This is a genomic window from Algoriphagus sp. Y33, assembly GCF_014838715.1.
Lineage (GTDB): Bacteria > Bacteroidota > Bacteroidia > Cytophagales > Cyclobacteriaceae > Algoriphagus.
In genome coordinates this window covers 1,821,036-1,835,875 of the sequence record NZ_CP061947.1, presented here as the reverse complement: position 1 = coordinate 1,835,875, position 14,840 = coordinate 1,821,036, and the positions used below count along the sequence as shown (strand labels likewise).

The window sequence follows — 14,840 nt, the reverse complement described above, 5'->3', positions numbered from 1 at the left end:
AAAAAGTAAATTATAAACACATGAAAACTGTACTCAGCAATAAATTTGTCCTGATAGCCATACCATTGGTGGTAGGACTGGCCATCGGTTGGCTGATTAAGCCTACTTCCGAGCCAAAAACAGAAGTCGATAAACATGAGCATATAGAATCTATTGCCGGAATTCCTCTCACCTACACCTGTTCCATGCACCCCCAGATTCGCCGAAACGAGCCGGGTGACTGTCCTATCTGCGGGATGGATCTTATTCCACTGGAAAACGATAATACAGAAGCTGATCCTATGGCCGTGACCATGTCTCCTACTGCCATGCAGTTGGCAGGAGTACAATCAATGGTCGTCGGAAATGCCAGTGCCGGAAAATCCATCCGGCTGAATGGTAAAATCCAAGCAGATGAGCGGCAGAATTATACCCAGTCGGCACATATTCCCGGAAGGATTGAAGACCTTAAAATCAACTTCACAGGAGAATACGTCAAGAAAGGCCAGATGCTGGGACAAATTTATTCACCGGAATTAGCGACTGCCCAAGAGGAACTTTTCCAAGCAGAGAAAATAAAAAACCACCAACCGGCACTTTTCAATGCAGCCAAAGAAAAACTCAAAAACTGGAAACTTACAGATGTGCAGATCGAGCAGATTTTGGCAACCGGAAAAGTGACTGAGCAACTCCCTATTCTAGCCAATGTCTCCGGATATGTCACCGCAAAAATGGTTAGTTTGGGTGATTATGTAAACCGCGGTCAAGCAATCTATCAAATCGCTGACCTCAGCAAAGTTTGGGTGCTCTTTGACATCTATGAATCCGAGCTCCAATGGATCAAAAAAGGTGATAACATACAATTCACGGTACAATCATTTCCCGGAGAGACACTCACGGGCAAGCTAAGCTACATAGATCCCGTCATCAATTCTCAGACCAGAGTAGTGAAAGCACGGTTGGAGCTAAGCAACACTGATTTGAAATTCAAACCCGAAATGTTTGTCTCAGGACAAGTGAACGGCAAAGTCCAGTCCGGCGAAGACAATAGCATTGTGGTACCAAAAACGGCTGTGATGTGGACGGGAACCCGTTCGGTGGTGTATGTGAAAAACGCAACTGATCAATCCGTGACTTTTCAACTTCGGGAAGTTACCCTAGGTGCATCATTGGGCACGGAATACCTCATTACCTCAGGATTGGAGCCAGGTGAAGAAATTGCCGTAAATGGCACCTTTAGTATCGATGCGGCTGCCCAACTGGCAGGAAAACCGAGCATGATGTCTCCCGAAGGTGGGGCTGCGATGACCGGTCATAATCATGGCGAGATCACTGAAAGAAAAACAACCACCAAGGTTTCTGCCGGTCATACAGAGATTTCTGCCAAAGCCAAGGATGAGCTGAAACCCGTTTTTGATACTTATTTCAAACTGAAAAATGCCCTGACCAAAGATGACCTAACCCGATCAAGATCTAACGCAAATGAAATGTTGGTTTCCTTGGAAAAAGTGAATATGGCTGAGTTCAAAGGTGATGCACACAATGAATGGATGAAATACAGCAAAAAAATCAAAGCAGCGCTCGCTCAGATCAATTCCCAAAAAAAATTAGAAGAAATCCGAAAATCATTTGGTTCCCTATCCGATGAGATGCTTGGATTAGCAGAGAACTTTAAGCCATTATCCACCAAAATCTATGTCCAGCATTGTCCCATGGCAGACAGCAACAGAGGTGCAGATTGGTTGAGTTTGGAGAAAAAAGTAGTTAACCCCTACTTTGGTGAGGCTATGCTTACATGCGGCGAGGTCACCAAAACAATTCCTTGAAATTTATAGACTTAACAATCAAGTACAGATGCGCAAAAACAATCAATATTACACACGCAGGATCCATAGATTTTTGGGAGTGTTTATTGGAATTCAATTCCTCTTCTGGACCATTTCCGGACTCTATTTTAGCTGGACAGATATTGATGAAATCCACGGGGATCATTTCCGGACGGAACATATGATGCATGAAAATGCAACTGAACTAATCGATATAAACAGACTGGACACTACCCTCATGATATCAACCCTTGAGCTTAGGTTTGTCAACCACAAACCTTACTATTGGGTAAATCAAAGCAAATTATTTGACGCTCAAACAGGAGAACTCCATCCCGGAATTTCAGAGGCAGAAGCAAGAGAAATATCCCGGATCTATATCAAAGACGATCTCCAAATTAAGAAAATGGAATACTTAACCAAGACAGGGGCACACCATGAATACCGTGGAACTAGCCTACCGGCTTGGGCTGTACATTTTGATCATCCTGAAAATCTTGTGGCTTATGTAGATGCCAGGAGTGGACAGTTCACCAAAGTCAGACACAGATCTTGGCGTTGGTTTGACTTTCTCTGGATGTTTCACACTATGGATTATGCCGGCAGGGACAATTTCAACAACCTTTTGCTACGAATATTTTCCCTGGCAGGATTGGCAGCCGTAGGTTCAGGCTTTACCTTATTCTTTATGACTAGACCGAAAAATAAAAAACCAAAAAAATAAACACATTTCACTATGAAAAACCTAAGAACATCTGTTGCCTTTTCTCTGTTGATAGCCCTTTCTGTTGCCTGTTCAGGTAAATCCGATGAAAATCACTCACAAATGAATGATTCGGAAACTCATGAAATACACGAAGCTAAACCAGACGAGAAAATCGCCGCAACAACCTCAACAATCACATTCAAAGAGGAATCAACCACCCGGATCTTCAATGCATACTTGGCATTGAAAGATGCCTTGGTACAAACTGATGGTGAAAAAGTAAGTGTTGAGGCGAAAAAACTGGAGACTCTTCTGACTGAAGCAAAGTACAATTCGATCAGGGAAGACGTACAGAAAATTGCAGAAAGTATTGATCCTAAGATTCAGAGAGAATCATTTATCAGTCTTTCAGATCAAATGATAACATTGGCCAAAAACAGTGAGCTTGCAACGGGAAATTTATTTCTGCAACATTGCCCGATGGCAAATGACAATAAAGGAGCAAATTGGATCAGCCTGTCGGAAGAAATCAAAAACCCATATTTCGGGGATAAAATGATGAAATGTGGTTCTGTAACTGAGAAAATCTAATCCTTCACAGCGCATTAAGTCTGTCAGAGTAGGCCGTTAGTGGTATTTAGGAAAAACTCCCGCCGTCTAATTACAATTTGAACCGAGCTCTCCCATTACCATTGACGGTCTTTCCTATAATTGCAAATCATCATATTCATAGTAACTTTAATGCATTATATATCTAAAAAAAAGCTAAACACTCAATGTATAGTTTTAAGAACAATGCATTTTTTATAAAAAAATTATGAATCCAGATGAAAAGTCAACTTGGGAATTTCCTTTTTATATTCCCACAAACCCGGTTAAAAAATTCCTCAAAAATTCAATTGGAAAAGCAGCCTTACTCGCCTCACCGGAGATAAAAGAGGAATTGATGAATGGGAAAATACCCAAAAACAAGTTTGAACGTGCTGCCCTCACATCAATTTTCATTGAATTAAAGGACAAAAAACTCCTTGATGAATTAGCTGAGCTTCATAAAAAAATTTGGACCTCAAATGACAATCAAGGCTACTACGATTTCACCTCAAATCGTCTTCGAGGTATGTTTGAACAATTAAAAGAGCCTCTTTACACTACTATTTCCAGCCAAACTAAGAAAAATGCCTATGAAGAATTCATCGAATTAGGCTGCGGTGAAGGACTTATTGTCAACAGAATATCAGAGACATTCAAGGAGATTAAAAGTTTTCTGGGAGTGGACATCAATACCGCTCAAATTGAGATAAATAAGATTACATACGCCGCTAACAAGAACCTAAGATTTCAGTCAGGTGATTTGTCAAAAGACCTAGATTCCATAAAAGGTCCAAATAAAATCTACCTGACATTTGGAGGCGTGCTGGAGTATTTGACGGAACAAGAATTGCTATTTCTTCTAAAGGAATTATCTGTCTTGAAAAACACGGTATTTATACTTTACGAGCCTATCGAACCGGGATTCAATATCAAAGAAGAAAAACACTCCAAGCTTTACGGCAGTGAATTCAGCTTTTGCCATCCATACCATTACTATTTATCCAAAATTGGATTTGATATTATTGGTGAAAAACTCGTGACCTCTGATACCACCAGCTGGATATATCTTGCTTCCAAAATTAATTAATATGATTACCCGAAATGATGACAGTCCCCCTCTTATCTGATAGAAAGCCTCCCTGCTACCGTAAGTATGTATGGCAAAGCACAAAATGAAGGATAAATCCTCTTTTTAGTTCACCTTATAATTGCATAAAAAAAGAGCATTATTTGAGAGTGCTCTTTTTTCTTCAACTTTTCATACTGTTTTTGGATTGATTATTCTATCAATACCTGCTTATCAATGGAAAGTCCTCTTACCTTAAACACAAAATTGGTGCTGTTGCGATAGTTTACTCCTTTCATATAGCTTTCATCGATGTTTTGAATTTGCGCTTTTTTGAAAGCTAGCTTTTTGATGACTGATCTTTTTTCCAAATCCGTTACGGTAATCTCCCCATCTAGAATAGCGGGACTTTGCGCTACCCAAGCAAGAAATCTGTCATCAGCTAAACTGAAAAGACTCGCAGAAATGATCACCTCATTTTCAGCTTTGATACTGTCGGGCGTGGCGGCTGAAGTTGTGAAATAGTAGTTGAAATGGTTCAGCTCATATTCCAGTTTATTGTTGCCTTTTTCATCCTGTAAGTGCAACATGATTTTCATGTTGATTTCTTGCTGCGCCCAAGTAGATTGTGCCGCCAATACAAAAATGAGACAGGCAATCATTTTGATTGTTTTCATAATAAGGATTCGATTTTAGTTTGCAATTTATTTAGATTGATGTCCGGTTTGTTGGGATTTTTGAATGGAATTAAAACCGATAGCTTCTCCCCTTCTAACACTACACTTTCTGATTCTTTGGCAATACCAAGTTGAATCGAGCTTACACTTTCAGAAAGTGCCTCCAAGCCCATCGGGTCTTTGCATACTTCCACAATAGTATCAGACAGGAGCTCTATGATCATCTTGAATTGGTATCTGGTCAATGCACTATGTTCTTGATCGTGATCTAGAATTAGTTGAATAGAGCTTTTGACTTCTTGGGATATAAGTTCGGCCTTTTTCTGCACCAGAGCCTTCAGCTCCAGATTGCTTGGCGCCTGATTTTCTTCCAGAAAGGAAGCCACGTTTCCGTCCGAAAGAGTCCACAGATATCTGGAAGATCCATGAACCTGAAGGTTTTGGATTCCTGAAGTGCTGATGTATTGCAAGCTTACTTCCGCATCTGCAATTTCAGCCAAAATAAGCAGACCTTCACTTGCATTATATTGTACCAAATGACCGGAGAAACTATTGCCTGCATGATTGTAAATGGTAATCAGAGGCAACTCTAAACGTTCTTTGGAACCTTCACTTACGCTCTCCATCAGTTTTTTGAAAACCGTGTCAAGAGATAAAATAGGTAAGTTTAATAAATCGCTGTATTGCATCTTATATATTTTTTTATTTTACTTCACAAAGATGCCCAGCAAATAATGCCATAAGTTCACTGGATTCCGGTATATCCTGAATTCATGGTCAGCAGGTATATACACTTAGCTCTTCTCACTTAAATTTGACCTTTCCTAGCCATATAGAAGAAGTTAGGTTAGACCTTTACTAAAATCAAATGACTTTTGGGCACACAATTCTGGCGATGATCGCAGCTGTTTTGATGGCTACTTATGCTTGGTTGATGTATATTTTTATTGCCAGCGCCAATACTGTTGCAATGAAGAGCTGGCAGGAGTGGGTTGTTAATTCAGGAATCTACTTAATACCCGTATCAGGAGCGATTGCGGCCTGTTTAGCGTATCTGTTTTTCAAACAAAATTATCCTGCTTCAGGCTATTGGATTGCCCTGCTTCCTGCAGCAATAATGGCCGTTTACCTCCTATTTCTTTTCTGTTTGGGAAAGTCACAATGACTTCCCTCTACTGAGTTTATCACGGTATTCCGGTATATCCACAATTCACGGCCATCGGTTAAAAGTTAACAATATACTGTCGGTAGTTTTGTTTGAATCAAATACTTAGAAGACCATGGAAGAGAAAAAAATCAATAAACTGGTCGCCAATATTCTTAAGGCAAAGGGATTGAGCGAAGAACAGTTGGAGAAATTGGAAGAAGTTGGTATCTACAGCAGGGAAGATTTTGAGATTGTCAGCGATGCAGGCACTTTGAGTGAAATTCTTTCTTTGGATATTGAAGTCTGTCAAAAAGTGATGGAATGGGCTTTGGGAAGATCTCTCAATGTTCAGACACCCCATCATTCAATCCCTTCCTCTCAGGAAGCCTCCACTCCCATTATTGTCGAAAGTTCGGATGTGGTAAAATGTGTGCATTGTGGAACGCGCCAGCCAAAGGATTATAAGACAGGTGACTTATGTCTTTCTTGTGGCAATCAAGCTGAACCGGTACTCAACTGTCATTGGTGTCTTTCTACAGGCCCCGGAAAATTCTGCCGTTCATGTGGTTCTGAATTTGTGACCTCTTCAGATTATGAAATAGCCTTATTGCTCAAGCGGGAAGGAGAATCCAAAAACAGTATTGTCAACATGATCAAGTCACTCACTGCTCAGGAAAAAGAGAATATGTGGGCTAAAATAAGGAAATCAAGATAAAATGGCATTAGCAATTTATTGCGAGCAGTGTCAATGCAAACAACCACATGATTGGCAGGCAGGTGATGCTTGTATATCATGTGGTGGAGTGGTTAGAAAAGAAGTACGCTGTACCTGGTGTGTACAGTTGACTCCCCATGCAAAGTTTTGTAAACACTGTGGTAGCGAAGTCCACGATGATAAGTTTTTTGGACCGGCTAGAATTCTAAAAAGTCTGGGCGTAGATCAACTAGAGCTTCCCGCAAAACTCAGGGCACTGGATGAGACCAAATTAAACCAGTACCAACAACAATATAATCAGCATTATGCACTGATTGAAAAAACCGTTCAGGAATTAGAGCATCTTGAAGATCTTTTATTGATAAAAGGTAGGTCAAAGTATAGCAGGGTAGAAGAAGAGTTGCTTGAGAAAATCCCGTTTAGCCAAAGTCAGATTGATAAATTCCAAGAGTATGAAGGTAAATTCTTGGATAAATCTCCTGACAAGCTAATGATGACGGCAGACCACCCATCCAGATCCGGTGCAGAGCTTTCTTTGGTTGCCGATTTGAGAAGGATGCCTCCTTATGGAAACTATTATAGCTCACAATTTTTTGTCGGAATAATCATAGAATATTCCATTTGGAACAAATCATGCCATCCCCAAGAATTCGCATTGGTGTTGTCCCATCCAAATTGTTTTTTCCATAATTTCAGATGGGATCTGTTTTTGGATCCGGACAACCATTTCTTAGAGCCAGGAAAAACCATTCTGGAGATGTTGGTGCCCTTGCTAGAACAGGCAATGGAAACCTCCTATTTGCAACCTTATGCGGCAGTAGCACTTACAAACTTATTGACCAATACCAGAAATACACATTGGCCTGAATTTAAGAAGTATGAGTATCTAGCAAAAGAGGCTTCAGATCATCCTGATGTAGCATTGCAACTTTCTGTGGCATTGCTGTATAACGACCTAGACAAGGTTTCTAAAATTGCCAAAATTGATTCTGATTATGGTGGCTATGCTTTTGAGTGGTTGCTTGATAGACATAGACCGGAATTGGAAACTGTAGCAAATGATGCAGTATTAAATGATTTTCAGCTCAAGGTAATCGAGAAGAAGCAGAAAATAGATGTTTCAGAACATAACTATGATTTGCAGGTATGGAACTTTGACAAGGGTGAATTGATCAAAAAATGGAATAATAAGTTTTCAAAATCTGTCCTTACAGGTATCTCAAAAGAGAAGATTCGTGAATGGGAGGCTCAAAAAGAGATGGAGTTTGCACAAATGGAAAGCAAGAAACCATTTGATGCCAATTACGAGTCGGACTACAAGATTTTGTCATCTTTGTTTATCCAGCGGTTGGTGGATTATGGGAAGTTTTCAAATGATGTGGCTAAGGATGAAAATGATATTCCCTTATATACCCGCCTGTTATTGTTTGCACTTCAATATGGGGCTTTCACACAAGATGAATTGGAAACCCTTCTGGATTATGGAGCAAAATTGGGCAGGAATGAACTTACTGAAATCATTTTATCCTATTCACCGCAGGAGGAACTGAATTATTCAAGACTTTACACTGCCGTATTCAATGATTTGTCCTGTTTCTCAGACTACATCTCCGGATTTGACAGAATGGTCTCTTTGGGGGAGTTTGTCGAGGCTGGCCACCATCCCCAACCAGACATTATTTCCAAAATTTTCGATTTTTTAGATATCCATATCTATCAGATTGTAGCTAAAGATGATATAAAGCGCAATAAGATGGTTGATTTTTTCGGCATCCTTTTCAAAGCCGAAAATGCTTTGTCTTACACTGCTGCCAACTATTGGCTGGGGAAAATTTTTGACAATAGCACCGGCACCATGTCCGAATGGTTTGCATATACCGCTATTGCCAATGGGTTCTTTGCTACAAACTCGGTTTATTACATAGAAGGGTCTAAAAAGCCAAAGAATTTTGTTCTTGGAGATAGGTTAATTGAGGATTTCTTCGATAGGAGCTGGAAAAAATTTATCCATACTTACCAGGAGTTTTCTTGTGGGATAAGCCAAATGGGTTCTGGATCGGTTGACTTGCTGATGAATTGGATAAATAGCAATCCTGCGGCACTTGCTGACCTGCTATCCGAGAATTTGGATTGGGCTATCGAATTGATCGCATATCAGAAAGAGGCTTTCTTTTCCAATAGTCCTGTCATTATGGATATCCAGGATAGTGCGGGAAATTATCCATTGATCGAAGCGCTGGGACATGTAACATGGGGAATGGGAGAAGTTGCGCTCTATTCTCTCCGTCCAAGTATTTTTGAATACGACCAACCTGAAAAATGTCTAATTCGATTTTATGATTGGCTCAGCTCCGAGAATGGCATAAATCTGTATAGCCCAAACTTTGAAAAGTATGCGAAGCAATTTTTCAATTTCAGCGAAGCTAAAAGAATTCCAGCCTGCATGATAGGTTTTTGGATTAAGTATGGTGCTCCAAACAACCAAGACAAAGACATTCAGACTTTTGTAAATGATAGGTTTGATGCACTGCCGGCAAGCCATGGCGATAAGGAATTCCCAAAAGTTCTGAAGGATGGGCAGCTTTTTCAATTAAGTGGACGCTATATCATCGAAGAAGTCATGCAGGGCATGGAAAATACCATCTCCCATGCGATAGTGAATTTCAGAAATGGCCTTGAAATAAAGACTAATAGGTTTTTGATCCATGCCTTGTATGATTACCTACTTGAATACAATGTTAAGTCGAAAATAGACGCCAAGCAGTTGGAATTGTTTGTCAATGTATTGATCCAAGTGGTAAGACATACGGCTAACAAGCCCCAAACATTGGATAATTGGGCCAGCTATGTGGTTAAGGTGTTGATCTCTTTTGGTTCATATATCCAAGATAAAAACAGCCTACTGAGTGCCTTGATGGAATTTCAGGGGATCCACTACAGCATACAGGAATTGCTGTATGACAGTTCAAAGAAAATGATGACGCAGTATTTGGATGAAAATCCCGAAAAAGCCTGTCCTGCCTTCTACTACTATGTGGAAACAGCCTTTTTGGGAAATAAAAAACCTTTGTATTGGATATTTGAATTGCTGGAGGAAAGAAAATCCTTACTCTTTGATGCCATGTCTTTGAATCAAGCAAAGACGATTGAGTATGCCCAAACGATATTCAATTTATTGATTTTTCCTTCTGATCTCTTCGATGACAATAGTACTCTGATCGGCAGAATGCGGAAAAAGCTTGAATTACACCTGCTTGATTTACTGGACAGTTTACCGCATGAGAGTATAAGCGAACCCTTTGTTGACCAATTGAACGCTACTTTGGAAGACGGTGTCTTCAATGGATCAATAGGTGAAAAAATCAATAACTGGATAGAAAGATCAGGACAATCCGATTATACGGAAGTAGAGAAGGTTGAAAATATCACAGAACCTGAATGGAATTCTGATGATGAGGCTGATTCTACAGGAGAAGATATTGAAGAAATGCACTTTGATGTGCAGCAAATCAGTTCTTTCATGGTATCCTTTACCGCTACTTCCGAAAATTTAAATTCCCTGATCAACCACTTGCCTTATTACAAAAAAGACAAGTCCAACAATCCTATTTTCCTATCGGTCCTGATCATGAAGCAAGCCGAGATTATGGCATTTATTGGCAAAGACATGGCTTTAGGGCTGAAACTTTATCAGAAATTATATGAAATGCTCCTGGATCCTGTATGTGCGCCTGACGGGCCATATTCTACATATGGTCAGTTGGGGGCAATCATCTTCCAGCAATACCTGCAAGGTTCAATCTTTTCATTCCAATATGAAATGGCAATCCAGGCGATGTTGGAAGCTGGAAATTATTCCTCCCCTCATTCGGATTTGCTCAAGGGAATAGTCGAACAGCTTCGCCAAAACCAAACTTCCAATACATAAAAGCGAGTCTGCCTGAGGCAGGCAGATGCAGGATTCCAAGGCCTGCACCGACTAATCAGGTTGGCCCATTCAAAGAAAAACATAAACACATGAATCAGGAAACGATAGAAAAGAGACTGAATCAAGGACTTAATCTTTCAGCATTGATGCTCAATGCGCTTGGGGGACAAAGCGAACTTTCATTGTCGGGGTTTGAAAATCCTGATCGGGGGGTTCTCAACCATTTGATGCGTTTTTTGAACAGCAAAGGGATCTTTCATGAACAAAGCACCATAAAAATCCTGCATGAAATCTTGAACGACAGCGGACCAAATAACTCGTTCATGAATCAACTTCGCATTTTCGATACTTTTTCGGAGGCTGATTTCATGACTTATCTAAATGGACTTGAGGACTCATTTGCCGGCAAAAGTGCACAGGTCGTATGGATCAATAGGGTGAAGCTGAGAAAGGTAGGCATCAGAGGTTATGACATCAGTTTATATGTCTTGCTCAGCAGGCTCTCTTTTACCTGTGGGCTGATCTCAGACAAGGAGCTGACCAGGAGAGTGCTTCACATCCTTCCCATTGCAGTATCTCAATTTTCGGATTGGCAGGAATACAACGACAATGTCATCTTGGGCAACCATTACACTACCCCTACCCTGCAACTGGATTCAATGGAAATATTGCCTTCCAACAACCTTTATGCTGCTTGGCACAGAATGATGCAACAGGAAGGAACACTAGTGCATCCATTTAAATTTTGAAAATCAATAGCAAAACCATGTTCAATAACTATATCGCTTTGGCTTATAAAGCTTTTGAAAAATCAAATTTTGGAGCAATGAGGCATGCTTTGGAAGATGCGGAAAACCATGTCCAAGAGCAAGAGGCAAGCCATGAGATTCTTTTGTCCCGCGCATGGCTGAAGTGGATAGGAAAGCGATGCAAAGGTCAAGAACTTTTGGATAGCTCCAGGATTCAGTTTGATAGATTATTGACACGTGATGCCTTAGAGGGCGATGATTTCCTATTTTTGATAAGCGAAGCTTGTGAAGTGTCCCTTGAGCTGATCGATCAGGGTTTGCAATACGCCCCTGATCATGTTGGATTGACTAAATGCCTTGGGGATTTTTATTTGCAAAATCAAGATTATACCAACGCCATAAGCTATTATCAAAAAGCACTTCTCAGCATCCCTGATGATACGTTGACGATTTTAAAATTACAAAAATGCAGGTATAACCGCATTCAGGAGCTTGAGAGTTTGTTCTCAGAGGAAGAGAGTGAAGCAGTGTTTTTTGAATTGCTTCCGTTGTACAAACAAACTCACCAACCGGATAAGCTATCGAAATTGATCACAGAGATGGAAAGCCATGCTTGGTTATCCGACTATGAAGTATCGGATTTTTGGGCGATTTGTAATCTGCAGCAAAATCGGACGGAACAGGCAGTGAAGATATGGGAGATTCAGACGAAGCAAAAATCCATCAACCAAGAAAGTGCATTGATTCTTGCCAAAATGTATATTCATTCAGGGAATCCAAAAAGAGCATTGAAGGTGCTAAGCTCATTTGAATGGGAATTTGGGCAGACCCATGTAAAGTCAATGGATAAAGTTGCGCCTTTGGATCTTCAAGCTGTAGTGCATCAAGCTTTTACTCTGAGCGCGGGGATATTGAGGGCTTCAGCATTGGTAAAAACAAAAAGTATGGGCGAGGCCAATGCCATCCTTGATGACTTGCTGAAAACTTTCCCCAAAGAACCTCGGCTATGGTTGTTGAAAGCTGAAATCCAGAGTGAAGCACAAAACCATGAAGCCGTTTTCCACTGCTTTTCAAAAAGTAAACTAAATGGAGGAAACCCTCTTCAGCTTGAAGAAGCTAAAGCCTTACATTTTTTTAGAACACATGATTTCCAAAAAACAGTTGGGGTTTTGGAAAATATCAGAAAGTCCAGCCAGCCCAGTGCCCAAGGCAATTACATATTAGGCTTAGCGTATGAACAGCTTGGGGAAAAAGAAAAGGCAGCAATGACTTTGAATAGCTGTGTCAGACAGCTTGTCACAACAGAAGACCGCCTGCAAGCATTACATTCCCTACTTTTGATTTATTTGGATACGAAATCTCTTGATGAAGTCATCAGAACTCTCCAGTCAATACTCCCTTATTTCCAAGATGGATCGGAGAATCATAGAAAATTCTCCCTAATGCTCGCTGAGAATTACTATCAAAACAAGGAAGCTTCCAAGGCTGTTGAATTATTGGTTTCGCTACACAAGAAAGAATCCTTGTCACGTCCCTATTTGAGTTATCTAGAAATGCTGTTTGCGCATGATTTTGGGAAAGGGTTTGACGTCACAATGGAACCTGCGAGTGAAAACTCACTGATAGCAGATCCTACCGATGCATATAAGCACTTTCACAATGGCATGGTGTATTCCTTGTTGAAAAATAATATGGAGGCTTCAAAAAGCTATGAATTGGCTGCTGATGGAGGGGTGTTTGCTGAGTCTTACTATAAAGAAGTGCTTCACAAAGCTTATCTTGAATCTTCTTTTGATGATTGCATCCGGATCTATAAAAAGCTAAAGTCAGTCAGCCCTGCACTGTTTGAAGACCATTATGATGCGATTTATGCCTATGCCATTTTTATGACAGAGCAAAATGAACAAGTCATTCGGGAATATGATCGCCTACTTTATACCTACCCAAAATTGTTTTCAGGAAAGGATCTTGTCAAGATTTGGTCAAATACCTTGGGAATAGCCCACTTCAAACTCGGACAATTCGAAAAAGCCAAAAGATATATTGGGATGAATCTAGGAAGACTAGAGTCATTGGAGGAGAATTTAATGATTATGCTGAAGGATATCGCAGCAGCATCTGAAGGCAAAAAGACTGAATATTACTTGATGTTGGACATTCTGCAAACCTGGGATTATAAGGTGACAGACGAAGAAAAACTGGACTATAAACGGATCAAAACAGAACTTCAAGCGGCCGTGGCTCACGCATTCTAATTGAACATATAAACTATCCACTTCCCCAATGGGATTTTCGCAGGAAAAATCCAGTTCTTTAAATTAAAAGTGATCCAAAAAAACTGAGCGTCATTAAACCCGAAATATGCATTAGCAATTCTACGCCACTGTGCACAAGTATTACTATACGTGGCTTAATTACTTCAAAATCAGTTACCGTGTTATTATTTTATTGAATTAAACCCTTTCTCACGCAATCTAATGCAAAGTCCGGGTTAACCGATATAACAGGTGGAAAAACAAAAAACCGGAATTTCTTCCGGCTCTTTCATTCCTAAAGTTTAAACTCAGGTAGTCGTACTTGTCACATCACCCGGATAGCTTGCATTTAGCATATTCATGGTTTCGTGAGCTACTTTGATATTGTATTCATAAGCCAAACTCTTGTAATTGACCAAGTCAACTATGGTACCGATAAAGCAAAGTCCAATAGTCAAAATATACAGAATACCCAGTCCTATCTGTCCCAGAATAAAGCGGTGAAGTCCTGCAAATCCAAAGAAACCGAGCAAAGTAAGGATCAAAATCATCTGGGAATCCTTTCTTCTAGCCCGGTAAACCTGTGCGAAAAGAGAAGCTTGGTCCTCATCCATATTTTTCATCAAACCCTGGATGTAGCCCAGTTCCATTCCTTCCAACTCGGGAAGATGTCTTAATACATTAGCCATAATTGTGTGTTGTTTTTAAGTTTCTAATAAGTTGCCAGATTCTAGAAATAATCACCGTATACGCAAGCACAGCCAGCGGATGCATATCCCAGGATGCCTGAAATTCCCCTCTCGCGAGTAGACTCATTGACCTTCCCAGTCCACAACCGGGACACCAATCAATTCCTATTTGGCTCAGTGGACAGAGACTTAAGTGACTGTCACCATGAGGGTCAAGGAAAAAGATTGCTACCAAGCTTCCGATCCAAAAGATCAGCTCCAGCGGCAAGTTTGATATCCAATGGGTGATTACCTTCATGTTCTGTTTAATTACGAAAAAGGTGCCATTCCCCAAACATAGCTTAAAACGGCGAATTTCGAATGTTATGCATTTTTTATGCAAAGTAAATGAACAGCACTATGTCCGATAATGAACATGAAATTATCACTGCATCTACGTTCAATGATATCGGCTTCCCAATTCTATTCTGCCGGGAAAAGGAAATATACACCTAACTGATTTATTAGACCGG

13 protein-coding genes are annotated in these 14,840 nt (G+C 40.3%); 9 read left to right on the top strand and 4 right to left on the bottom strand.

The annotated features are described in order from the left end of the window. Positions 1–20: 20 nt before the first annotated feature. The 4 genes from ID165_RS07350 to ID165_RS07335 all read left to right on the top strand — a co-directional run bounded on the left by ID165_RS07350 (position 21) and on the right by ID165_RS07335 (position 4,189). The gene (locus ID165_RS07350) at positions 21–1,805 is read left to right on the top strand and encodes an efflux RND transporter periplasmic adaptor subunit (RefSeq protein ID WP_192349713.1); all 1,785 of its coding nucleotides are present in this window, start codon (positions 21–23) and stop codon (positions 1,803–1,805) included. A gap of 28 nt (positions 1,806–1,833) precedes the next feature. After that, positions 1,834–2,529, top strand: a complete 696-nt coding sequence (locus ID165_RS07345; protein ID WP_192349712.1) for a PepSY domain-containing protein — start codon at positions 1,834–1,836, stop codon at positions 2,527–2,529. A 12-nt stretch (positions 2,530–2,541) separates the two neighbouring features. After that, positions 2,542–3,102 (top strand): DUF3347 domain-containing protein, encoded by a 561-nt coding sequence (locus tag ID165_RS07340; protein WP_192349711.1) that lies wholly within the window; start codon positions 2,542–2,544, stop codon positions 3,100–3,102. A 226-nt stretch (positions 3,103–3,328) separates the two neighbouring features. Beyond that, positions 3,329–4,189 carry a class I SAM-dependent methyltransferase gene (locus ID165_RS07335; RefSeq protein WP_192349710.1) on the top strand — a complete coding sequence of 287 codons (861 nt, stop codon included), beginning with the start codon at positions 3,329–3,331 and terminating at the stop codon, positions 4,187–4,189. A gap of 191 nt (positions 4,190–4,380) precedes the next feature. Here ID165_RS07335 and tssD read toward each other — a convergent pair whose 3' ends face one another. Continuing rightward, positions 4,381–4,845 carry a type VI secretion system tube protein TssD gene (gene tssD / locus ID165_RS07330; RefSeq protein WP_192349709.1) on the bottom strand — a complete coding sequence of 155 codons (465 nt, stop codon included), beginning with the start codon at positions 4,843–4,845 and terminating at the stop codon, positions 4,381–4,383. Beyond that, a complete protein-coding gene (locus ID165_RS07325; protein ID WP_192349708.1) occupies positions 4,842–5,534 on the bottom strand; it encodes a hypothetical protein in 693 nt (230 codons plus the stop codon). Before ID165_RS07325 ends, tssD begins: the two co-directional genes overlap by 4 nt. A gap of 206 nt (positions 5,535–5,740) precedes the next feature. Between ID165_RS07325 and ID165_RS07320 the strand changes: the two genes are divergently transcribed. The 5 genes from ID165_RS07320 (at position 5,741) to ID165_RS07300 (ending at position 13,639) form a co-directional block, all read left to right on the top strand. After that, the gene (locus ID165_RS07320) at positions 5,741–6,010 is read left to right on the top strand and encodes a hypothetical protein (protein WP_192349707.1); all 270 of its coding nucleotides are present in this window, start codon (positions 5,741–5,743) and stop codon (positions 6,008–6,010) included. A gap of 115 nt (positions 6,011–6,125) precedes the next feature. Further along, positions 6,126–6,707 (top strand): hypothetical protein, encoded by a 582-nt coding sequence (locus tag ID165_RS07315; protein WP_192349706.1) that lies wholly within the window; start codon positions 6,126–6,128, stop codon positions 6,705–6,707. A gap of 1 nt (position 6,708) precedes the next feature. Beyond that, a complete protein-coding gene (locus ID165_RS07310) occupies positions 6,709–10,635 on the top strand; it encodes a hypothetical protein (RefSeq protein WP_192349705.1) in 3,927 nt (1,308 codons plus the stop codon). Between the two features lie 89 nt (positions 10,636–10,724). Next, positions 10,725–11,384 carry a DUF1266 domain-containing protein gene (locus ID165_RS07305; RefSeq protein ID WP_192349704.1) on the top strand — a complete coding sequence of 220 codons (660 nt, stop codon included), beginning with the start codon at positions 10,725–10,727 and terminating at the stop codon, positions 11,382–11,384. After that, complete coding sequence (locus ID165_RS07300; protein WP_225587023.1) at positions 11,381–13,639, top strand: lipopolysaccharide assembly protein LapB; 2,259 nt, start codon at positions 11,381–11,383, stop codon at positions 13,637–13,639. Before ID165_RS07305 ends, ID165_RS07300 begins: the two co-directional genes overlap by 4 nt. 308 nt (positions 13,640–13,947) lie before the next feature. Here the strand turns inward: ID165_RS07300 and ID165_RS07295 are convergent, their stop codons facing one another. After that, positions 13,948–14,328, bottom strand: a complete 381-nt coding sequence (locus ID165_RS07295; RefSeq protein ID WP_192349702.1) for a TM2 domain-containing protein — start codon at positions 14,326–14,328, stop codon at positions 13,948–13,950. Beyond that, a complete protein-coding gene (locus tag ID165_RS07290; RefSeq protein WP_192349701.1) occupies positions 14,321–14,626 on the bottom strand; it encodes a DUF2752 domain-containing protein in 306 nt (101 codons plus the stop codon). The genes ID165_RS07295 and ID165_RS07290 overlap by 8 nt, the downstream gene beginning before the upstream one ends. Between the last annotated feature and the right edge of the window lie 214 nt (positions 14,627–14,840).